Origin of the sequence: Pseudomonas sp. R1-15, from assembly GCF_051132085.1 — a bacterium.
In the GTDB taxonomy this organism is placed as follows: Bacteria; Pseudomonadota; Gammaproteobacteria; order Pseudomonadales; family Pseudomonadaceae; genus Aquipseudomonas.
This window is the reverse complement of sequence record NZ_CP071660.1, coordinates 3,420,554-3,441,062: the sequence shown is the minus strand read 5'-3', so window position 1 is coordinate 3,441,062 and position 20,509 is coordinate 3,420,554. Positions and strand designations below refer to the sequence as shown.

The 20,509-nt window shown below is 58.7% G+C and carries 26 protein-coding genes and 1 tRNA gene; 16 read left to right on the top strand and 11 right to left on the bottom strand.

Features of this window, described 5'->3' with window-relative positions:
• The first annotated feature begins 5 nt into the window (after nucleotides 1-5).
• Together J3P97_RS15460 and J3P97_RS15455 are read left to right on the top strand one after the other, a co-directional pair.
• Nucleotides 6-755, top strand: a complete 750-nt coding sequence (locus J3P97_RS15460; RefSeq protein ID WP_434672160.1) for a phage minor tail protein L — start codon at nucleotides 6-8, stop codon at nucleotides 753-755.
• A gap of 2 nt (nucleotides 756-757) precedes the next feature.
• Nucleotides 758-1,522 (top strand): C40 family peptidase, encoded by a 765-nt coding sequence (locus tag J3P97_RS15455; RefSeq protein ID WP_434672159.1) that lies wholly within the window; start codon nucleotides 758-760, stop codon nucleotides 1,520-1,522.
• Between the two features lie 6 nt (nucleotides 1,523-1,528).
• On the opposite strand, the gene J3P97_RS15450 is transcribed toward J3P97_RS15455, so the two are convergent.
• Nucleotides 1,529-2,146 (bottom strand): hypothetical protein, encoded by a 618-nt coding sequence (locus J3P97_RS15450; RefSeq protein ID WP_434672158.1) that lies wholly within the window; start codon nucleotides 2,144-2,146, stop codon nucleotides 1,529-1,531.
• A gap of 547 nt (nucleotides 2,147-2,693) precedes the next feature.
• Between J3P97_RS15450 and J3P97_RS15445 the strand changes: the two genes are divergently transcribed.
• From J3P97_RS15445 to J3P97_RS15405, 9 genes are all read left to right on the top strand, one after another.
• The gene (locus J3P97_RS15445; protein ID WP_434672157.1) at nucleotides 2,694-3,092 is read left to right on the top strand and encodes a hypothetical protein; all 399 of its coding nucleotides are present in this window, start codon (nucleotides 2,694-2,696) and stop codon (nucleotides 3,090-3,092) included.
• A gap of 75 nt (nucleotides 3,093-3,167) precedes the next feature.
• The gene (locus J3P97_RS15440) at nucleotides 3,168-3,728 is read left to right on the top strand and encodes a tail assembly protein (protein ID WP_434674563.1); all 561 of its coding nucleotides are present in this window, start codon (nucleotides 3,168-3,170) and stop codon (nucleotides 3,726-3,728) included.
• Nucleotides 3,729-3,785: 57 nt separating this feature from the next.
• Nucleotides 3,786-7,349 (top strand): TipJ family phage tail tip protein, encoded by a 3,564-nt coding sequence (gene gpJ, locus J3P97_RS15435; protein ID WP_434672156.1) that lies wholly within the window; start codon nucleotides 3,786-3,788, stop codon nucleotides 7,347-7,349.
• Between the two features lie 319 nt (nucleotides 7,350-7,668).
• A complete protein-coding gene (locus J3P97_RS15430) occupies nucleotides 7,669-8,346 on the top strand; it encodes a hypothetical protein (RefSeq protein WP_434672155.1) in 678 nt (225 codons plus the stop codon).
• Nucleotides 8,347-8,365: 19 nt separating this feature from the next.
• On the top strand, nucleotides 8,366-9,484 hold the full coding sequence (locus J3P97_RS15425) for a phage tail protein (protein WP_434672154.1): 1,119 nt from the start codon (nucleotides 8,366-8,368) through the stop codon (nucleotides 9,482-9,484).
• Nucleotides 9,481-9,804 (top strand): hypothetical protein, encoded by a 324-nt coding sequence (locus J3P97_RS15420; protein ID WP_434672153.1) that lies wholly within the window; start codon nucleotides 9,481-9,483, stop codon nucleotides 9,802-9,804. The genes J3P97_RS15425 and J3P97_RS15420 overlap by 4 nt, the downstream gene beginning before the upstream one ends.
• Nucleotides 9,801-10,169, top strand: a complete 369-nt coding sequence (locus J3P97_RS15415; protein WP_434672152.1) for a phage tail protein — start codon at nucleotides 9,801-9,803, stop codon at nucleotides 10,167-10,169. Before J3P97_RS15420 ends, J3P97_RS15415 begins: the two co-directional genes overlap by 4 nt.
• A 58-nt stretch (nucleotides 10,170-10,227) precedes the next feature.
• A complete protein-coding gene (locus tag J3P97_RS15410) occupies nucleotides 10,228-10,653 on the top strand; it encodes a cell wall hydrolase (RefSeq protein ID WP_434672151.1) in 426 nt (141 codons plus the stop codon).
• Entirely contained in the window at nucleotides 10,650-11,162 is a 513-nt protein-coding gene (locus tag J3P97_RS15405; RefSeq protein ID WP_434672150.1) for a lysis protein, read from the top strand. The genes J3P97_RS15410 and J3P97_RS15405 overlap by 4 nt, the downstream gene beginning before the upstream one ends.
• Here the strand turns inward: J3P97_RS15405 and J3P97_RS15400 are convergent.
• The 3 genes from J3P97_RS15400 to J3P97_RS15390 all read right to left on the bottom strand — a co-directional run bounded on the left by J3P97_RS15400 (nucleotide 11,143) and on the right by J3P97_RS15390 (nucleotide 12,662).
• A complete protein-coding gene (locus tag J3P97_RS15400; RefSeq protein WP_434672149.1) occupies nucleotides 11,143-11,601 on the bottom strand; it encodes a hypothetical protein in 459 nt (152 codons plus the stop codon). The genes J3P97_RS15405 and J3P97_RS15400 overlap by 20 nt on opposite strands.
• Nucleotides 11,579-12,364, bottom strand: coding sequence for a hypothetical protein (locus J3P97_RS15395; RefSeq protein ID WP_434672148.1), 786 nt, complete (start codon nucleotides 12,362-12,364; stop codon nucleotides 11,579-11,581). Before J3P97_RS15395 ends, J3P97_RS15400 begins: the two co-directional genes overlap by 23 nt.
• 88 nt (nucleotides 12,365-12,452) lie before the next feature.
• A complete protein-coding gene (locus J3P97_RS15390; RefSeq protein ID WP_434569151.1) occupies nucleotides 12,453-12,662 on the bottom strand; it encodes a hypothetical protein in 210 nt (69 codons plus the stop codon).
• Between the two features lie 701 nt (nucleotides 12,663-13,363).
• Here J3P97_RS15390 and J3P97_RS15385 point away from each other — a divergent pair.
• On the top strand, nucleotides 13,364-13,579 hold the full coding sequence (locus J3P97_RS15385) for a hypothetical protein (protein WP_305500591.1): 216 nt from the start codon (nucleotides 13,364-13,366) through the stop codon (nucleotides 13,577-13,579).
• A gap of 42 nt (nucleotides 13,580-13,621) precedes the next feature.
• Here the strand turns inward: J3P97_RS15385 and J3P97_RS15380 are convergent, their stop codons facing one another.
• Nucleotides 13,622-13,984 (bottom strand): NUDIX hydrolase, encoded by a 363-nt coding sequence (locus tag J3P97_RS15380; protein ID WP_305500592.1) that lies wholly within the window; start codon nucleotides 13,982-13,984, stop codon nucleotides 13,622-13,624.
• Between the two features lie 259 nt (nucleotides 13,985-14,243).
• Here J3P97_RS15380 and J3P97_RS15375 point away from each other — a divergent pair, with 259 nt between their 5' ends.
• Together J3P97_RS15375 and J3P97_RS15370 are read left to right on the top strand one after the other, a co-directional pair.
• Nucleotides 14,244-14,429, top strand: coding sequence for a hypothetical protein (locus J3P97_RS15375; RefSeq protein ID WP_305500594.1), 186 nt, complete (start codon nucleotides 14,244-14,246; stop codon nucleotides 14,427-14,429).
• A 93-nt stretch (nucleotides 14,430-14,522) separates the two neighbouring features.
• The gene (locus J3P97_RS15370; protein WP_434601000.1) at nucleotides 14,523-14,750 is read left to right on the top strand and encodes a PLD nuclease N-terminal domain-containing protein; all 228 of its coding nucleotides are present in this window, start codon (nucleotides 14,523-14,525) and stop codon (nucleotides 14,748-14,750) included.
• Nucleotides 14,751-14,775: 25 nt separating this feature from the next.
• On the opposite strand, the gene J3P97_RS15365 is transcribed toward J3P97_RS15370, so the two are convergent.
• The 3 genes from J3P97_RS15365 to J3P97_RS15355 form a co-directional block, all read right to left on the bottom strand.
• The gene (locus J3P97_RS15365; RefSeq protein WP_434672147.1) at nucleotides 14,776-15,201 is read right to left on the bottom strand and encodes a hypothetical protein; all 426 of its coding nucleotides are present in this window, start codon (nucleotides 15,199-15,201) and stop codon (nucleotides 14,776-14,778) included.
• A gap of 119 nt (nucleotides 15,202-15,320) precedes the next feature.
• Nucleotides 15,321-15,551 (bottom strand): hypothetical protein, encoded by a 231-nt coding sequence (locus J3P97_RS15360; protein WP_305500600.1) that lies wholly within the window; start codon nucleotides 15,549-15,551, stop codon nucleotides 15,321-15,323.
• Between the two features lie 153 nt (nucleotides 15,552-15,704).
• Complete coding sequence (locus tag J3P97_RS15355; protein WP_305500602.1) at nucleotides 15,705-15,959, bottom strand: DUF6555 family protein; 255 nt, start codon at nucleotides 15,957-15,959, stop codon at nucleotides 15,705-15,707.
• Nucleotides 15,960-16,196: 237 nt separating this feature from the next.
• On the opposite strand from J3P97_RS15355, the gene J3P97_RS15350 reads away from it, so the two are divergent.
• Nucleotides 16,197-17,096 (top strand): polysaccharide deacetylase family protein, encoded by a 900-nt coding sequence (locus J3P97_RS15350; RefSeq protein ID WP_434573770.1) that lies wholly within the window; start codon nucleotides 16,197-16,199, stop codon nucleotides 17,094-17,096.
• 102 nt (nucleotides 17,097-17,198) lie between these two features.
• On the top strand, nucleotides 17,199-17,390 hold the full coding sequence (locus tag J3P97_RS15345) for a DUF2188 domain-containing protein (protein ID WP_305500606.1): 192 nt from the start codon (nucleotides 17,199-17,201) through the stop codon (nucleotides 17,388-17,390).
• A gap of 58 nt (nucleotides 17,391-17,448) precedes the next feature.
• Here the strand turns inward: J3P97_RS15345 and J3P97_RS15340 are convergent, their stop codons facing one another.
• From J3P97_RS15340 to J3P97_RS15330, 3 genes are all read right to left on the bottom strand, one after another.
• Nucleotides 17,449-19,275, bottom strand: coding sequence for a DAHL domain-containing protein (locus J3P97_RS15340; protein WP_434672146.1), 1,827 nt, complete (start codon nucleotides 19,273-19,275; stop codon nucleotides 17,449-17,451).
• 134 nt (nucleotides 19,276-19,409) lie between these two features.
• The gene (locus tag J3P97_RS15335) at nucleotides 19,410-20,267 is read right to left on the bottom strand and encodes an SPFH domain-containing protein (RefSeq protein ID WP_305501228.1); all 858 of its coding nucleotides are present in this window, start codon (nucleotides 20,265-20,267) and stop codon (nucleotides 19,410-19,412) included.
• 122 nt (nucleotides 20,268-20,389) lie between these two features.
• Nucleotides 20,390-20,477, bottom strand: a tRNA-Ser gene (locus tag J3P97_RS15330).
• Between the last annotated feature and the right edge of the window lie 32 nt (nucleotides 20,478-20,509).

Genomic DNA, 20,509 nt, shown 5'->3' with positions numbered 1-20,509 from the left:
CAATCATGCCGCTGATCAGTGACATCCAGGTTCTCGAGCCTGGCAGCGAAGTGCTGCTTTTCGAATTGGACGGGTCTGACTATGGCGCAGACGTTTTGCGCTTCCATGGGCACTCGATCCCGCACACGCCGGCTGAGTTGATCGCCGCCGGCGCCGCCGCCCATGAGCTGCCGGCCAAGCCGATTTACTGGCAGGGCAACGAGTACAGCGCCTGGCCGATGCAGATCGACGGTATCGAATCCAATGGCGATGGCACGGCGGTTCGCCCCACTCTCTCGGTGGGGAACGTCAATGGCCGAATCACAGCCCTGTGCCTGGCTTTCGATGACCTGCTCGAGTTCAAGTTGACAATGCGGCACACGCTGGGCACGTATCTCGACGCGGTGAACTTCCCCGGCGGCAACCCAACGGCAGACCCCACCCAGGAGACGATCGAGGTCTGGTACATCGACCAGAAGACGAACGAGGACGGGGCGACGGTCACCTGGGAGCTTGCCAGCCCAGGCGACGTGGGCGGCGAGTCGATCGGGCGCCAGGCCACGACGCTGTGCCATTGGTGCCTGACCGGCGGCTACCGCGGGCCGAACTGCGGCTACACCGGGCCCTACGTGACGAAGGATGGCGTGGTCACCGATAACCCTGAGCTGGACGAATGTGATGCCACGCTGGGCCGGGGTTGCATCCCGCGCTTCGGCGAGGGCAACGCCTTGCCATTCGGCGGATTCCCTGCCGTTTCCTTGATCGCCCGGAGCTGACCATGCGCAAACACATATTGAGCGCGATCCAGGTTCACGCAGCGGCTGAGTATCCGAAAGAGAGCTGCGGGCTGCTGCTGGCTCTTGGCCGAAAGCAGCAGTATTTACCGTGCACCAACACCGCTACCGAGCCGAACGAGGAGTTTCGCATCGATCCAGAGGAGTACGCCGCGGCTGAAGACCTGGGGGAAGTTATCGGCATCGTTCACTCCCACCCGGACGCCACCAGCCGCCCATCGCCGCGCGACCTGGCTATGTGCGAAGCGACCGGGTTGCCCTGGCACATCCTGAGCTGGCCCGAGGGCGACTTGCGGACGGTGGTACCCACTGGCGAGACACCGTTGCTGAAACGGCCATTCGTGCACGGCGCCTGGGACTGCTGGCAGGTTTGCGCCGACTGGTACAAGCGCGAGTGTGGGCTAGAGTTCGAAGCCTTCAAACGTGCTGATGGCTGGTGGGAGAGCAAGGACAACGCCAGTCTGTATGAGGCGAACTACGAGGCTGCAGGATTCTACCGGGTCGACCAACCAAGGCGCGGAGACATGATCGTGATGGAGGTAGGCCGGACGGTTCATCCTAACCACGCAGGAATTTTTCTCGGCGCGGAGCCGGCGCTGCCCGGCGAGGATGCCCAGACGTTTGGACCAGGGCCGTTCCTGCTGCACCACCTGTATGGGCGGCCGAGCGAGATCATCGTCTACGGCGGTCCCTGGCATGACAGAACACGACTGATCCTCAGGCACAAACACGTCTGGGCGACCCACTAAGTGTGCCTACGGCACGCGTCGTAGATCGGTGAGATCAACACTGCAAAGGAAATTGTGTACCCATGAAATCAGATCCTTGTGAGTCTGAGCAGACTGAGCGCGCGGGTAAATCGTTATTAGAAATTGCGGCTCTTTTTCACGGAAGGAAAATGCCCGATACGTCCATTCCACATTACTGCGAAGCGCATCCGCCAGGCCCGGATATGCAGCGCAATTCGTCGCATTCCACTGGAGCCATTGAGGGTAGATTGCCTTGATGGCGTCTTCGTCACGGGCGATAGCGGGATCGCGAGGGGTGAATTCAATATAGGTGTAGTAAACCCCGTCAATATCGCCTGCAATACATCCTAACGTCATGAATGCCCGGCCTGGCTTGTTCATGGAGATGAGCAAATCCCTGAGACCATTTTCCTCAGTGGCCTCATGGATGATGTCGATCAGCTCCGGGTTGGCGACTAGGTCAATGCCACCATTATTTCTGTCACCATTTACCGATACCTCGGCGGATCTAAACGGCCAGATGGCATAGCTAGTAGAATCGTCATCCTTTTTCATTTCGGCTTTTACTGCCTGGCTAACTACCACATCGACCTCCAGGTCATAAACGCGCCGAAATTGGCGCAATCCCAGTCCTTGGGCTTGCAGGCGAAGGACCGGGAAATCCGTTGCTCAATTGCCGAGGTCCATAGATAACAGTTCCCTCATGAGGGAGCCTGGGGGCTCGCAGCCTGGGTCCACGTGTCGAGCTTGAAGATAGTCCGCGAAATCCATTGCCAATCTGGCTGAATTAGCAGGGCGCTCATTCGCGATGGGGGCGATCATGTCGAGCATGTCAGTGGTTCGACTGAACCGGTATGCAAGCCGATCAGGACCGCTCAACGCCTCCGCCTGTGACGGAGAAAGAGTGCGCCGAAAATTCTCGCGATCCATAAACGATTCAATTTCCAGCATCATCGCGTAACGAAGAGCTCGGACCCATTGCTCATCCGCGCGAGGCATGGCCGAAGCTTTTCTAATCATGTCCCCAGGAATCTTTCCCACCTTGCATCCCCTATGTGCTGTCCGTGCGATATAGCCAAACGCTACTACCGAATTGACGAGGTGCGTTACTGGGGATTCGTACAGCCGGCAACGGTGATATCTTGGTGCCATCTTCCACAGGAGTGACCCCATGAGATTGTTCGTAGGCGCGGTAGCTGTTGCTTTGCTGGCGGGGTGTGCGACCTCTCCCGTTCCTTCCAGTGAGGCTGACCCGGTCCCATCGTCCAGATTATTTGCGTTCCAGGCTCCGGCGCCAGGTGGTTCGACGCTCGTCGTCACTCGAGACAAGGGTTTCGTGGGCGGAGGCTGCAATACGACGGTGAGCATTGACGGCCGCCGGGCGGCAGAAATCGGTACCGGCGAGACCGCGAAATTCCGTGTTACTCCAGGTGAACACATTGTCTCGGCATCATCCTGCGGGAGCGGCCTGAAAGAGCGGGAAACCGAAATCAAGGCCGGCAGCACGAAGAAATTCAGGATATCCATAGACTCATCGATGAGCATGGACTTATCACCCACCATGCAATAACAAAAAGCCGCCTCTGGGCGGTTTTTTTACGTCCGGAGAAAAGCCTTGGCAGCCACGCTCAGCATCAATCCAGCCATGACCACCATTCTTCTTTCTGGTCCGCTCATCAAGCTGTTCGGCCGGGTTCACTATCGTGAGCTTGGCAGCAAGTCCGTAGGGGAGGCCTTCAAGGCGCTCAAGTGCACCCTGGAGGGATTTGAGGCGGCGATCAGGGGCCTTGAGCGAAAGGGCATGCGCTTCGCGATCTTCCGGAATCGGAAAAATGTGGCCGAGAAGGATTTTGTTCTCGGCGGAGCGCAAGAGATTCGCATCGTCCCGGTGGTATCCGGGAGCAAGCGGGCCGGTCTTCTCCAGACCATTATCGGTGCCGTGCTCATCGTCGCCGGCTCCTACTTCGGGCAGACGTGGGCCGTACAGCTTGGCGTCGGCCTCGTCGCCGGCGGCGTAATCCAGATGCTCAGCCCTCAGGCATCCGGCCTCAAGCAGAGTGCTGGGCCTGATAACGCACCGTCCTACGCCTTCGGCAGCGCCAAGAACACCACGGCCAGCGGTAACCCCGTCCCGATCTGCATCGGCGAGCGCCGGTGGGGCGGGATGATCATTTCCGCATCGATCTACGCCGAAGACAAAGCGTAACCACACAGCAGCAAGCAGGCCGCCCATGAGGCGGTTTTTTTTCGCCTGGAGGAAAGCATGGGCGCAGCACGCAAGATCGATATCCACGGCGAGAAGGGCGGCAGCAGCAAACCGAAAGCGCCGAGGGAAGCCAGCGACAGTCTGCGCTCGACAAACCTGGCAAAGCTGCTGATCGCGGTGGGAGAGGGTGAGTTCGAAGGGGTGCCTACGGCGGCCGACATCTACCTGGACAACACGCCGATCAACGACGCCAGCGGCAACGTCAATTTCCCGAACGTGAAATGGGACTGGCGCTCGGGCTCGGTAGATCAGACGTACATCCCCGGGATTCCGTCGGTCGAGAACGAAACCTCGCTGAATATTGAGCTGCGCAGCGATGCGGCGTGGGTCCGGTCTGTCACCAATACCCAGCTTTCAGCCGTGCGCCTGCGGTTCGCCTGGCCAGCGCTCCAGCGCCAGGACAATGAAGGCAACATCGGCGGCTACCGGATCGAGTACGCCATCGATGTCGCTACCGACGGCGGTGCCTATCAGCAGGTGCTGACCGACGCCGTTGATGGCAAGACCACCACCCGTTACGAGCGATCGAACCGTGTTGATCTGCCTGAGGCCACCATCGGATGGCAGATCCGCGTCCGCCGCCTGACAGCCAACCAGAACAGCAACAAGATCGCAGACACCATGCTGATTGCCGGCTTCACCGAGGTGATCGACGCCAAGCTGCGCTACCCGAACACGGCACTCCTCTACATCGAGTTCGACGCCGAGCAGTTCACCAACATCCCGGCCGTCACCGTGAAATGCAAGGCCCGGAAGTGGCAGGTGCCGAGCAACTACGACCCAATCGCCCGCACCTACACCGGCACTTGGGACGGCACCATGAAGCAGGCCTGGACCAACAACCCAGCCTGGATCACGTACGGCATTTGCACCGAGGACCGTTTCGGCCTGGGCAAGCGCATCAAGACGTTTATGGTCGACAAGTGGGAGCTGTACCGGATCGCTCAGTATTGCGACCAGCTTGTACCCGATGGCCTGGGCGGCACCGAGCCGCGCTTCCTCTGCGACATGAACCTGCAGGGCAAGGCCGACGCCTGGACGCTGCTGCGGGACATCTCCGGCATCTACCGGGGCATGACCTACTGGGCCCAGGGCCAGCTGATCATGCAAGCCGACATGCCGCGCGCCCAAGACATCGACTACGTGTTCACCCGGGCGAACGTCATCGACGGAAAGTTCTCGTACGGCAGCGCCTCGGCCAAGACCCGTTACACCCGGGCCCTGGTCAGCTACGACAATCCGGCCAACAACTTCGACACCGATGTCATTCCGTTTTCCGACCTGGACCTTCAGCGTCGCTATGGCGACCGGCCTACCGAACTGAGCGCCATTGGTTGCACCCGGGCATCCGAGGCCCAGCGCCGCGGCAAGTGGGCCATCCTCAGCAACAACCTGGACCGGACCGTCACGTTCAAGACCGGGATGGAGGGCGCGATTGCTCTGCCTGGGTACATCATCCCGATTGCAGACTCGCTGTTGGCCGGCAGGGAGATTGGCGGGCGGATCTCGGCTGCTGCCGGCCGGGTAGTCACCTTGGACCGCGACACACTGGCGAAGCCGGGCGATCGGCTGATCATCAACCTGCCCGGCGGCCGTGCTGAGGGGCGCACCGTGCAGAGTGTTGCCGGCCGCGCCGTGACGGTGACCGTAGCCTACAGCGAGGCGCCGCGGGCGCAGCTTCAGTGGGCTCTCGATGCCGACGGCCTGGCGATCCCGCTATACCGCGTGCTCCGTCGTCGCCGTACAACTGAGGGCGATTTTGAGTTCAGCGCTCTGCAGTACGAGCCGAGCAAATTCCCCTACATCGATACCGGTGCCCGCCTTGAGGACCGGCCGATCAGCGCGATACCGATCACCGTCGTTCCGGCGCCTGCGAGCGTCACGGTGGCGTCGACCTCTTCGGTTGTACAAGGATTGGCCGTCGCCACAATGACCATCAGTTGGCCCGCCGTGGAAGGCGCGGTTGCCTATGACATCGAATGGCGCAAGGACAGCGGCAACTGGATCAAAGTCCAGCGCACCGGATCCACCAACGTAGACGTGGTCGGCATTTATGCCGGCTCTTACGTGGCCCGCGTCCGCGCGGTGAGCGCTTTCGACATCTCGTCGATCTGGCGCAACTCGGTGCTGACCGAGCTCAAGGGTAAAGAAGGCCTGCCGCCGGCGGTCACCAGTCTGACGGCAACATCGCTTCTGTTCGGCATCGGCCTGAAGTGGGGCTTTCCTGCTGGCGCCGAGGACACCCAGCGGACCGAGATCTGGTACGGGCCAACCAACGTGCTGGAGAACTCCACCAAGCTGGCCGACCTGGCTTATCCCCAGAGCGACTACAGCATGCAAAGCCTGCTGGCCGGCGCCACGTTCTTTTTCTGGGCGCGCCTGGTGGATCGGACCGGCAACATCGGACCTTGGTACCCGGTGGGGAACGGCGTGCTGGGCCAGGCGAGTTCTGATGCGGGCCCGATTCTGGACATGATCGAGGGGCAGATCACCGAAACCGAGCTGGGCCAGGATTTGCTGGACGAGATCAACAAGATCCCAGGCCTTCAGGACCAGATCAACGCGCTCGACGGGCTTTCGGCCTACAAACCGGAAGAAGAGTATGACCCGGGGCAGATGGTCGTCGGGGATGGTCGGATCTATCAGGCAAAAATCCCTGTCCCGATCAACACGCCGCCGCCGAACACCACGTACTGGATCGATGTCGGCCAGTCCGTCGAGACAGCCAACGGCCTGGCGCAGCAGGTGGCGACCAACACCGCCGAGATCATCGAGCTTGACGGACAGGTCACTGCCCAGGCCACTGCCTTCCAAGCGCTGCGGGCCTCTTCTCGCGACGACAATGGCGAAGGGGAGCTGGCCGATGCAATCAAAGGATGGACAAGCACGGCGGCTATTGCCTCGGAAAGCAGAGTACGAGCGTCGGAAAACGAGGCAACAGCCCGCAGGCTGACGACCTTCGATGCGCAGATCGGGGAGAACACGGCGAACCTGACCACCCTTGAAGAGGTAGTGGCCACCAACGATTCGGCGACCTCGACGAAAATCAACCAGCTCACCGCGACAGTTGGCAGCAACAGTGCGGCGATTCAGCAAACCGCGCAAGCCCAAGCCTCCACGGATGGGAAGCTGGCGACCATCTGGTCCGTGAAGATGGAACTTACTTCCAGCGGTTATCAGTATGCAGCTGGATTCGCGTTGGGTCTCGAAACAGGCCCTGGCGGTACATCATCCAACTTTGTGGTCAGGTCTGACACCTTTGCGGTTATGAGCCCCAGCGCTCAGAACCCTGAACTGTTCTTCGCGATAACAGGTGGACAGACCTTCATCCGGTCGGCCTTCATCCAGGACGGCAGCATCACGATGCTGAAGATCGGCCAGTACCTGCAATCCGACAATTACGTCGCCGGCGTGCAGGGCTGGCGCCTGGATAAGGCGGGGAACTTGGAGTTCAACGGACCGGCACCTGGTGGTGGACGCCTGACCATGACGAACCGAGCCATCAAGGTTTTTGACCAGAACGGCGTTAAGCGGGTCCAGCTTGGAGATCTCGACGCATGAGCCATGGAATAAGGGTGTGGGGCCCCGACGGGGTCCTGCGGCTCGACGAGACCTCTTTCACAATGCGAGTGGTGCTTTCCGCCTTAGTTACCTTTGCTGATACCGAAAAGGCCATGCAAAGCTTTTCTGTCCCTGGATGTACAGCATCCAACTCTATTGCCGTGGTTATACCGAACGGACCTTACAATCAGTCGGTGAACAAGCAGTTTGAAACGGAAATGGTCTCTGGAGAGGCTCGAGTTTACAACTATATACGCACCCATGCAGCGAGCCTTTCCACCTCAGGCACCATGCGACTACTGGTTATAAGGTTCGCCACATGACATACGGACTGACGTTTACGAACAATGATAACGAAGTCGTCATTGACTCTGAGTTTGGACGGCTTAATGTTATTTGTAGTGGTCGCTATGCGCCAACTGAGGAGTTTAATCTAGGCTCGACCACAACTTTTCCGCTTGCTATCACCAGCGCTGAACCTCCCCTTATATTTTGCCGGCCAGATACTGGTGCTATTGCTGGTCTTGGGCAAATGCAAGTAATTGGAAGCCCAGGAAACTGGACCGGATTTTATGTTCGAGCCTACAACGACTCTACCGCACAGCCGAATGGTCGCTATTTTGCGGCTGCGTTTGGCTCACAGCCAGTCGCATCATTCGGCTTAAGGCTATGGGATGGGTCATCGAAACTGTTGTTTGACTCCGGAACGCCGAGTGCTCTTTTTGTAAGGGCATTTCAAAACTGGACATATCAGCGATTCGAAAACACCGGTTCTGGCGGAACAAGGAACTACTACACGGTTCCGTTCGCCTTTCCTGAGAATGAATACCTGCTCATAAATACGTTCAGCATGCTCATGGTTTCAGGGGCTCCACAAGGCCGTTTGGTTTATACGCTGTGGGATTTCGCAAGCGGAACGCTATATGCCGTAGCTACAGGGACCGCTAATCCGTTCGCGTTTTTCATGCCAGCAGTATTCGCAAAACTTGTCGCTTAATTAAACTAAGGAATTCGCCATGCCCTGGTATAAAACAGGAACGGTCTCTGTCACCCAAAATTCCAACGCCGTTATTGGCACGGGAACCGCTTTCATAGCAAACAGCCGCGTCGGCGACGCCTTTCACGGGCCTGACGGCAGATGGTACGAAGTGATCAACGTCGCCAGCGACACGGCGATGGCGATTTCACCGAACTATCAAGGCGCCAGCAACGCGGCCGGTGTTTACGCGCTCGCACCGATGCAGGGGTATGTAAAAGACTCTGCGGATGCTCTGCGTGCGCTCGTCAATACATACGGCGCCAAGATCGCAGCACTGGGCACGACCGGCAACTACGAGATCCTGCCGGTGGACAAGGGCGGTACTGGCGGGGATACGCCAGCAGAGGCGCGCGCTGGGCTGGAACTGGGCACATCTGCAACTCTAGATGTCACGACAACGTCGAGCGATTCTACCGCCGGCAGACTCATGAAAGTCGGTGACTTCGGAATTGGTGCTGCTGGACCGTTGCTAGCTCCAAATTCTGCTATAAAAAACGGCATGTACACTTTTGCGGCTGGAGCTGCTGGTGCGCCTCTTGAACTAGCCTCTGCGGGCGGCTCACTGATCGTAAATACGCTAGGGGGCAATTACATACAGCAACTTGCCATGTCTGTTCCTGGCAGCACCTCTAATCCATATTTTGGTATGCGGCATTTTGACTCTGCTGGAACGCCAGGCCCATGGAGAAAGTTTTTCCATAACGCAAACATTCTGGGCACCGTTTCTCAGGTCAGCGGAATTCCCACAGGAGCGGTCATCGAGTCAGGATCTAACTCAAACGGAACTTATATAAAATGGGCTGATGGAACCATGGTTTGCATACGAAATATCGTATGCACTGCCGCTAGTCTTAGCGTTATAGCTGCTCCGGTTCATGGCGTAGGCCCGTTCTTCGGGCAAACAGCAATGACTTTTTCTTCAGTTCCAAGCTACACCCAGCAGATACAATATTGCACCGGGCAACTTGGGTGGTACGCGCATGGCGCGAGCCAAGGTTCTGTGTCACAAGGCCCCAATTTCTGGATATACGGTCTTTCATCGGCTGGCATAACAGCTCATGTTTCGCAAATTGCGTGGGGGAGGTGGTTCGGATGAAAATTATTTTAAGTCCGCAGCGGCGCGATGACACTCTTGAAGTTATCAAGAGTGGGGATGTACTAACCATAAACGGCGAGAATTTTGATCTGTCGCCCATAGGTGAAGGTGACACCCTGCCAAGGGATGCAATAAGTTCTATTTGGTTTTCAGGCAATGTAGATCGAATTAACGGCGAATTGGTGCTGACTCTGCTGTTCCCGAATCCATGGAACTACAGCCAAGAGCAAGCTTTTCCTGTCCCACTGGAAAACGTTCCTGATGGGCCGGTTGTTTTCCCAGGTCCATTACCAGAACCACAAAACACGGAGGTGCCTTGATGAATATCGACTGGTCTCAACTCATCACCAAGGCCATGAAGGACGCCGCAGCGGCTGCCGCACAGCTGGCCGCTGCGAAACTGGATTTAGCAGGCAGGAACAGCAGAGCGGCCGAGCAGATCGCCAGAATCCAGGACCGGATCGATACGATCGGTTTCGGCATAGAGATCGGCGAGGCCACGCCAGAAGAAGAGGCGGAGCAGGCCGCATTGCTACTCAACCTCAAGGCCTGGAAAACGTACAAATACGCCCTGGGCAAGGTCACGGTTCAGCCGACCTGGTATCAGGCGCCGGTGTGGCCAGTTGAGCCGCCAACTCCTGAAATCATCGCCGCGCCGATGCTGGGCACCGCCGAAACCATCTGACCCGAACCTGCTACCGCAACCCGCCATCGAGCGGGTTTTTTTTGCCTGGAGAAAAGTTATGACCGCAACCGAGAAGGATCGCGACATCCTGGCCCGTACGCTGTGGGGCGAAGCCCGTGGCGAGAGTTTCGCCGGCCAGGTGGCCGTGGCCTGCGTGATCCGCAACCGCGTGAACGACGGCAAGGACCGTTCGTGGTGGGGCGAGGGCTACGCCGGCGTCTGCCTGAAACCCTGGCAGTTCAGCTGCTGGAACAAGAACGACCCGAACTATCCGTACCTGAGCGGCGCCAAGCCGATTCCGCCGGCGCAATTCGCCCAGGCGCTGCGGGCGGCTGATCTGGTGATCTCCGGCGCCGAGCCTGACATCACCAAGGGCGCGACGCACTACTACGCGACCACGATGCCGAAGCCGCCGGCATGGGCCAAGGAGGCGACCCAGACCTTCCGCCTGGGCAATCACATCTTTTTTAAGGACGTGCCATGAGCCCCGGAACTCCGAAGCTGTTGATCGCCGGTGTAGCCGTGGCGTTGATCCTGGTGATCGGCGCGACATGGAAGGTGCAGGACTGGCGGTACAGCGGTCGGCTGGCAGAGCAGGCCAACGCCCATCTATCCGACCTCGCCAAGATCGGCAGCGCGGCCGCGGACGAGGTTCAGGCGGAACAGCGCAAGCGCCTGGCCATGGAGCAGCAGCTGACCACCAGTGACCAAACCCACCACCGAGCCCTTACCGATGCCCAACGTGATCAAGATCGCCTGCGCGATCGCCTCGCTACTGCTGATGTACGGCTGTCAGTCCTCCTCGACCAGGATCCAGCCAGTAGCAACGCAGTGCCTGCCACCGCCAGCACCGGCGGCATGGTTCATGGAAGAACAAGAGCCCAACTTGACCCAGCGCATGCTCAAAGAATTATCGCCATCACCGACGCCGGCGACCGGGGGTTGATCGCGCTGCAGGCGTGCCAGGCATATGTCAGGGCATTGGGTCAGTGATAGGGCCGGGGAGACGGCCTATCATCGGCCATCTGTCATGTATCCAGGCGAACTCAGTGGGAGGGGAGGTGGTGACCACATACACGCGCCGGTTTTCCTCCTCGCCCAGCACCAGGCACTCCAGCCCGTAGCCTTCGTTCATATCGAACCAATGAGATACACGCTCGCCGTCCTTCTCCATGTATCGCTGCACCAGGCCCAGGGCCCGCTGTGGCTGATACTTCTCCCATCCGCCGCGCTCGACTGTCTCCAGCTTCGCCCATCCCCCTGATGGGCCTGTGCCTTTCTCCTCGCGGCGCCGGCCCCATCGCACCCACCCAAGATCCGTGCCGTCTTCAAGCACCACGGGAAACGCTGCCTTGGGATTCGGGAAATACACCTTGACCCGCTCATACGCCCGATTCTTGTCCGCTGCTTCAACTCCGCCGCACATTTTCATCCCCTGGTTCGCTGGCCGTGCTCGGTTGACCGTGGCACTGCGCTGGAAGTTTGCCCGGGCCGCGCGGTTTTTCGACAAACCCCAAGCCGTCGCACTGCGTGCAGTCCTCGCGCTCGCCGAACCGGTCTAGGCACGACGAACATTGAACAAACCCTGCCAGTTCGGCGAATGGCCGGAGCTTTTCCATCAACAACAGGTTCCGATTCTCGCGTGCGATTTGCACAGCATCGGTAAGCCAGCGATAGATATCAGGATCGTCAATGGCGGGGTAAACAATTCCGTTGATCATCCTGGACGTTTCGACCAGGTCGAACTGGCGCCCGTCATTCAGGGTGAGCACGAGCCCTTCAATTACGCCGTTTGGCGAGCCTCGGCAGACCAGCTCCAATTTCTCGCCTTGTCGGTAGACCTTCCCATCGTAGGCGTGAATGCGGTGGCTCTCGGTTCTCTCTGTGAATGTTGACTGGTGAATCGTGCCCAAGCTGGGCGAGCCGTCTCGTGAGACAAGAACGTAATGGGACGCGCCGTGATAGAGGACTTGCCTCGATTGCAGCTCTTCCACGGCGTGCCAGTACGCGGCGTTCGCCATTTCGTCCATCTCGAACTGTTGCATTCGATCAATCAGCCGTTCCTCGGCTAACCGCGCGCTTGCTTCAAGCAGGCAGGACCGGTGCGCCTCCGGGTTCTGCATCCTGAAATCGTGATCATCAAGGGTGTCGCGCCATCGCTGGATCCTCAGCGCCTTGGCCTGTTCAAAGTTCATGATGGGGTTCGCTTGCTTATTACTGTTTGGATATACAGTAATCGAGGCGATCGGCTCAGGCGAGGTTGAGCCGACGAGCAGCGCTATTTCACTCTGGTGCCATCAGCACAGCGAGCGTCAGCTTGATGAACTCCTCGTTCTGGTCAATGGTGTCCAGGGCGCCGCGCACGTTGTCGGCGACTTCGGGGGAGCCATGCTGCTCAACCCAATTTGACAGTTCCAGGATGGCCGCTTCGAGCGCCAGCTGGTTTTCGTTGATCTTGTACAGCAGGGAAGGGAGCAGGTCTGAGTTGGGCAATTGATGTCCTCCAAGGTTGAGGACAGGTTAGCAGTTGGGAGAGATTTTTCGGTAGGCAGGACGCCGTAGAGGTTATGCCGCATCGGCATAGAGATGGGAAGTGGGCCTTTCGCCGAAGTTGCTTACAATGCCTCCTGAACCCGGCATTTGATGGTCCGCAATCATTTCAAACTATGCGGAAACATTGGCCTTCATGGCAGGCAATCGAGGTAGATTGCGGACCATAAAATCTATCGCAAGGCACGTCCTGATTGATTTCCCCTCAGGACTTAAAATCCCCCGCTCGTAAGGGCGTGCCGGTTCGATTCCGGCTTCGGGCACCATTCAAGATCAAGGGTTTGCGAGCGAAAGCAGAGGCAAGCCCTTTTTCGTTTCCGGGAACTGTAAAAAGCAGCCCGGCTGATCAGCCATGGCTGTTCACCACAGACCCGTGGCGAGGGAGCTTGCTCCCGCTGGGTCGCGAAGCGGCCCCAAAACCTGCTGAACACCGAGCATCAGACACACCGCATCCGCTGGTTTACGACTGCTTCGCAGCCGAGCGGGAGCAAGCTCCCTCGCCACGGGTTTGTCGTTTCTCTTAAGTGAGCAGCACCAGGGCCACCAGCCGTTTTTGGTCCGCTCGTCGACGCCATAGCACCTCCCGCCCGAGCAAACCCTCTCAAAGGTATGCGCAGATCCTGCGCTCTATACGGGAGAACATCATGGTAATCGACAACAACGGTCCAGAAGCGCCATACCCGGGACCTGATGAAAAAACGCCTGAGACTGGCGAAGGTCATGATTCTGGCCTTGAACAGGCTGAATCCGAGCCAAAGCAGGGCACTGGCGAGAGGCCGGAAGACTGGAATCCACCGCCGGGAAACCCCGGTTCCGATCAGGACGCCCAGACGAACCGCCAGAATGGCGGGGCGAAATAGTTTGCAAAGGGCTTCACAAAACCCGGCCGCTGTGCCGGGTTTTTACAACCTGCGCCGAAACGCCTCGAGAATTTCCCGCATGCCCTTTTTCATCTGCAATTGGGCGAGGGCATCCAAGGGGTGCCACAGGCAGTCGCTGATTTCATTCTGCGGCCTGGCGCCCTTCGAGTCGTTGACCGAAGCCTCAAAGACGTGGTGTTCGGTGTCGCCATCGCTGATCCGCATCAGGTAGAGCAGGTTTTCGGCGCTCAGTCCGGTTTCTTCCGCCAGTTCTCTCAGGGCAGCATCGGCATGCGTCTCGCCACGCTCGACGGTGCCGCCAGGCAAGGCCCAGCGGCTTTTGGGCTTACGGACTAGGAGGATGTGGCGGTTTTCTTCGCAAATGACGGTCGCTCGTATCTTCATAAACGTTGCCCAATTACTGACTGTCATTAAATTGCAATATAACTGCAATATTTGAGCCTTGCGTCATCCGCACGTTCAAAAAGTATTTCGGCTCATACCGCTGGGACCGTGGGCAGCCATGAAAGGCTGCGTTTATTTCACCAATGGCTATCGGTGTTGCGCGGCATCGACCGGTCATCGCAAAAAATGAATCAGCGCCGGAAAAACGTATCAATGTTGGGTGGACGATCCGGTCCCGGTAATGGGGGAGCGAGAAGAGATGACCACCGTTGAAGACTTCAAAATCAAATCCCACGAACTTTTAGTCGAGCTCGACACAGCGACCTCAGAAATGATGGCGCTGATCTGTGTCCATCAAATGTCCGGGACTGCCTGGGATGAGGCCGTCCGGCGCCAACATGAGGCCTATGAGCAATGGGTCGCCTATCTGAATGAACGCTCGTAGCTGCATCGCCTCTCTCCGCAGGTAACAGGCAGATTCTTTGAACGGTCCCGCAGCGGTCATGCCTAATCCATAGACTGACAAGAGGATAAGGCCATGTCTGAACTAGCCAGTTATTTCTGGATCGCGGTTGCGGTAATCGTGTTGCTATTGGATCTGTGGGCGATCGTCAGCGTCTTTCGCAGCGACAAATCGGCCGGGACCAAGGCAGGCTGGGCACTGCTGCTGGTCATCCTGCCGGTGCTGGGCTTGATTATCTGGGGTGTGGCCGGGCCGCGAGGCATGAAAAATCCGCCTTCGTCGCCCGAGCACAGCAAGGGCTGACATCGGGACATGCGGGCCACCCCGGTCAATGGTTTTTCCATTCGCCGCCGGTGGTTTCGCAGTCCTTTTTCGCTTGCTGAAGCTGTTCTGCGCCGTAGTAGTACCGGGTGACCTGGGCATTGTCCGGAAGATTCGCCGAGCTGCCACTGCGGTCCTTGCTGGTGGAACGTGGATTGGCCAGGGCCTCCTGGGTCAGCCTCGCCTGGCAGGTGGCTACGTAACCCTCGGCGCAGCGTTCGACGGGTTTCTTCTCGGTGCTGAGCGTGCCCTTGCTTTCGTTACTGCACGACCAGCCGATGGCTTCGGCAGGAACACCCTGGTACTCATAACAACTGCGGGTTTCGATTTCCGGCACCGCTTGGCTCTGGGACCGGGTGGTGACTTCACAACCTTGCGCCAGGACAGTCGCAGGGCTGGCGCAGGCGATCAGAAGCAGGACCTTGGCATTCATGATGTTCTCCCTTTCAAGACGATTTTGCACCGATACCTAACGATATCGAGGCGCAAAAGACGTGCTCGTTCCATTGGTTTTGCAACCGTGGAACAGGGGAGGCCTGCCTGGGGCGATGGCTAACGGAACTTCGGCAGTGGCGGTTCCGCGGGCTTCAATGAGGACAGCGCGCTCTGGATCGTGGGGGCGTCCTTCTCGATATCATTGAGTCGGTCGCGGATTCTTACGGCGGCGGGGTGCCCGCCCTGGTGGTCGACCCAGTCGGCAATTTCCTTGCAGGCGGCTGTCAGCCGCGCCTGGCGCGATTCCAATAAGGTCAGCAGGGTGGTGATGGACTCTTTTTCAGACATGTCACACCTCCGTTAAAGGTCAGGATGGGGCAGCACAAAAGCCGCCAGTGACGGCGGGCCATGCTGCAGTTAAGCGTAGTTGAGATATTTCTGATCGGACGATATCCGGCGCACGACTGGACAATCGGTACGCCGGACGTGTTCATGTCTGTTTCAGCCTGACTCCCTGACCCATGACGGCGCGACGGAAGCTCGCCAGCGCACATCGGTAATGCCATATTTTTCTGCCATGGGTTTGGAGACCCGCTTGACCTTTTCCCTGCCGAATTTGGGTATACGTCCGACACCCGCATCGCAACTGGCCCAGTGCCAAGCTTCGGAGTTATTCATCACTTCTGCACGAATGATGAAAGACTTGGGCTCGCCATGGAGCACGTAGTCGATGATGTAAAGCGATGGACCGCCCATAAATCCTCCCTAATTGATCCTATACGGATGGATACGGAGGCGTTCGGAAAATTCCATCGAATTTCCGGACGGTCAAAATCGGGGCGGGCAGGGCTGCCGCGTGAGATGTATCACACGCCGTGAATGAAGGCGCTTATGGTGAGGAACCAAACCCGGTTAACCTTCTCCAAGGTGGGCTTCAACACCGGTGCCAGGGATCGAAGGCGACGCAGGTTTGGCACTGAATAAAGGCAGGACATGAATAAGATCGCCAAGGCACTGCTTGTGGTGCTGCTTGCCAACGGCCTGTCGGGATGCATCGGCTCGCCCATCGAGCTGACCGCGCAAACCGAGCAACGCTTGCGCGTCCAACCGCCGATCCGTTTCCTCCTGACATTCGATGACGGTCCCAGCGCCTCATCCTTCTGGAACCCGAGCCTGGACGTGCTCGACGCCCTTGCAGACAACCCGGTGCAGCCGGGAATCAAGGCGCTGTTTTTTGTCCAGACGCGCGCGCCACGGGCCGGTGGCAGCGACATCGGTCGTTCGGTGCTGCAACGTGAGCAGCGCGAGGGGCATGTCCTGGGTTTTCACACGGCCACCCATTGGCACACCAACCATCGATCTCTCGATCCCGATGAACTGGAGCTTTCGCTTACCCACGGTGCAGCCGACATCGCCGCGGTTACCGGGGCACCCCCGACCCTGGTCCGGCCGCCATTCTGGAGCTATGACCAGCGCACCTTCGCCGCCTATCAACGGCATGGCATGCATGTTTTGCTGACTGACTTGAGCGCCAACGATGGCAAGGTCTGGGGCATTACCCTGAGTCCTCGCCGGCGGATAAACCTGCTACGCCAGCTCTCGGAGGTGCGTGAGCGCATCGCCGCCGGGCAGTTGCCTGCGGTGGATGGAGTGATTCCGGTGGTGGTGACCTTCCATGACCTCAACCGCTATACCGCCCGTCATGCGCGGGAGTATCTGCAGATCCTGATCGACAGCGCCCAGGCCACCGGATTGAAGACCTACGCGAAACCATTCTATGACGATCGCCAGGCGCTAGAGCGCGCAGCGATGGCCCGGACCCTCAAGGACGCTACCCAGCCGGTGCGCCTGCCCGGTCTGTGGGATTGGTTATGGAAGCGCGATCCTGACTGACGGGCATTGACGAGCCAGCGTGGCGACGCTCGGTTGGCCCTTATGGGCGCACCGGGAGTAAGGTAGGCGCGGTAACCCCGTTTTCTTGAGGAGGTGACGATCATGAGTACTGCGATGCTGACCAAAATGCACATCAACGGCTATGACGTGCTCAGCGTGAACAGCGGGCCCTGGAGGGTCTGCACCCAGGCGGACCGGTTGGGTTCCTTTGCCTCGCGCGAAGAAGCGTTGGCCTATGCCGCCGCGTTGCCCGCCAGGAGACGCCGCAGCGCTGCGTCCGCGAACGTCAGGTAGACAGACGTTCCGTTGACTTCGCGGCGGGAATAAACGCTCGCCGCGAAGTCAACCTGTCTCAGGAAATTGCCAGTTCCAACGGGATTTCCAAAGTGAACAGGGCGCCTTGCCCCGGTCCGTCGCTTTCAACCTGCAGGCGACCGTTCATCTCCACCGCCGCCAGGGCACAGCTGTGCAGGCCAAAACCGTGGCCATCCTTGCGGGTGGTGAATCCGTGGTTGAAGATCCTCGCCTGATTTTCAGGCGCGATCCCTTCGCCACGATCCCTGACGCTGACGCAGAGCGTTGTCTGATCGACGATGCGGACCCCCAGGGTCATTTCCCTTGGCGGCTCGACGTTGGACATGGCGGCCTTGGCATTGCTGATCAGATTGATCAGGATCAGCAGCAGGCGATGCTTGTCGCCCATGATCATCGGAATGTCCTGATAATCCTTGATCACGGTGACCTGGTGTCGGCTGAGCGCACCCGAATTCATGCGCAATGCATCTTCGAACAGGTCGGCCACATTCAGCGGCTCGATCAGCCGCGCAGCCCCGGCATAGGTCTGCTGAGTCGTGACGATCTCCTTGATATGGTCGATGCTTTTGGTCAGTTGCGCGAGTTCTTCAATCAGCAACCCCTGTTCGGTGGCGATGGAATCCACCAGTTCATTGAAATACCGGGGCAACAACCTGCCTTTTTCATCCTCGGTGATGAACTGACCCAGGTCCGTGGCATGTTCATTCATCATCCTTACCGCTTTGCCCAGCCCTTGCGTCTTGCTGTTCTTCAACTTGCGCGTCACCAGCTCCGCCGAGATGTTGACGCTGTTGAGGACGTTGCCAACGTTGTGCAACACGTTCGTGGCGATCTCGGCCATGCCTGCCATGCGCGCCGCGTCCACCAGCTCACGCTCGGCCTCCTTCAACTCGCGCGTACGCTCCTGCACGCGTTGCTCCAGCTTGTCGTTGGACGTTTGCAGCTCATGGTTGATCTGGTTGATGAGCGAAGAGCTGCGCACCAGCCGTACGGCGAGGTAGATCATCAAGAGCGCCATCAGACTGGCGCAGATGGCCAGGTACATATGATATTTGCGATCGGTCGCGGCCGTCCTGCGCTGCGTTTCGTTGAGCAGCTCGTTGATGCTGTCCAGTTCCTGGGCGACGGGGATGACGCTGATGCGATCCAGCAGATCGTTGACCACTGGCTGTTCCTGGATAACGGTCTTGACGTGCCGGGTCAGTGAGGTGAAAGCCGGCCGATAGGGCGAGGGCAACTGGTCGATCCGATGTTCGAGTTCGCTTAGCTGTTCTTGCAGTTCGCTGGCTTTGTCCGAGGTGACATAAAGCGCGTACTCCAGTGTGGTCAGCGCCAGGTCGAGAACGCTGGAGGCTGCCGTCAGCCGAGCGATTTCTCCGTCATCCTTCATCTGTTGCAGCAGCGTCTGAATTTCATCCTCTACCGTCGGAAGTGCATCCAGGGAGGCGCGCAGATTGGCATTGTGCTGCTCGAACTGTTCCACCAACAGGGTCTTGTTCCTGACCGCGTCCATGTAACCGTTGCGTCTCGACGCCCAAAGTGCAGCCAGTGGACCGGAACTGTTCAGTTGCTCCAGTTGCTCCCATCGGCTTTGCGCGTCGGCTGGCGGAGCGAGTGACAGGTTGTTGCTGACGCCTATTTTTTTCCTGAGAATCTTCACGTTCCAGTTGGCGTCGGCTTGTTTGAGCTGACGGATGAAGTCGCGTGACTCGAAGAAGGTCGCGGTGTCGCCCGTGTAGGACTTGATCAGGAAGAATATCAGGGCTGAAAACACAACCAGCGCGGTGGCCAGCAGGGCGGGCCATTTGTATTTCTTGATAAGGGAGACGGGGTGTTTCGTCGAGCTGCTTTGGCCTGGGTACACGTAGAGCTCCCTGCTAACGTTCAAACGTCGGATGCGTCAGTGAGCAAAGTGTAGCGTCAACGAGGCGGACGGATGTGCTCCGGGCACACTGCGCTGCGAGGAGGCGCGGCCAGGACTGGCCGCGCCGAGGGGCATTACTTGTTGAGATCGATGAAGGGCAGCGCGGTGTTGGGCAGCATGGTGGTGGGGAGTTCACCGTTCCAACGCTCGGCCTTGGTCAGCTCAACCAGGTTCTGGTTGCTGGCCAGCGCCTGGGCGCGCGCCTTGATCGCCTCGGCTTCAGCCTTGCCGCGCAGCTCGGTGGCCAGCGCGTCGGCCTTGGCCTGGGCAACTTGCGAATCGGCTTCCGCCTGGGCCTGGGTCACCCGAATCTGAGCCTGCACCTGCTCGGTGGCGAGCTGCTGCTCACGAGTCTTGACCTGCACTTCAGCGGCCATACGCGCTTCGATGGCTTTTTCGTAGGCGTCGCTGAAATCGATGTTTTCAACCTGGACGCTGTCGATGATCACCGGCCCGGTGATCGTTGCCTTGATCGCCGCCGAAATATCATTGACCAGTTGCACGCGGTTCTGCACGGCGGCGACGGCGTTGAACTTGCCGAACACGTTTTCCACCTGAGTCGGCACCTGGCGGCTGATCATCCGGTCGCGAATGCCTTCCAGGTCCTTGAACTGGGTATAGACCTTCGCCACATCGGAAGGCGCGATATGCCAGGACACGGACACCTTGAGCTCGGCCGATTGCTGGTCCTTGCTGTACGCCTGCAGGTCGTCATAGGACGTCACCTGGCTCTGTGTGCTGATCAGGCGGACCGACTCGATGAAAGGCGTCTTGAACGACAGGCCCGGCTCAACCACCCCAACCAGCGCGCCGTTGCGCAAAAGCACGCCACGCTCGGTTTCATCAACCGTGTACCAGCTGCCAAAGAACACGCATAACAGGACCACGCCGATAATTGCCGCGACGATCGAACCGATGGTTTTGCTGGTCACTTTACTTTCCTTGAGTGGGGTAGGGGATGGCATGCACTGTTTCCTTTGTGAAGACCGTCACTGTTTTTTCAAACGCCAGACACGAAAAAGCCCTGAATGATCAGGGCTTTGACGTTAGAAGATGGCGGAGGCGATGGGATTCGAACTCATGGACCTGTTACAGTCGACGGTTTTCAAGACCGTTGCCTTAAACCACTCGGCCACACCTCCGTACTGCGTTGCGGGCGCCATAATACCCGAAT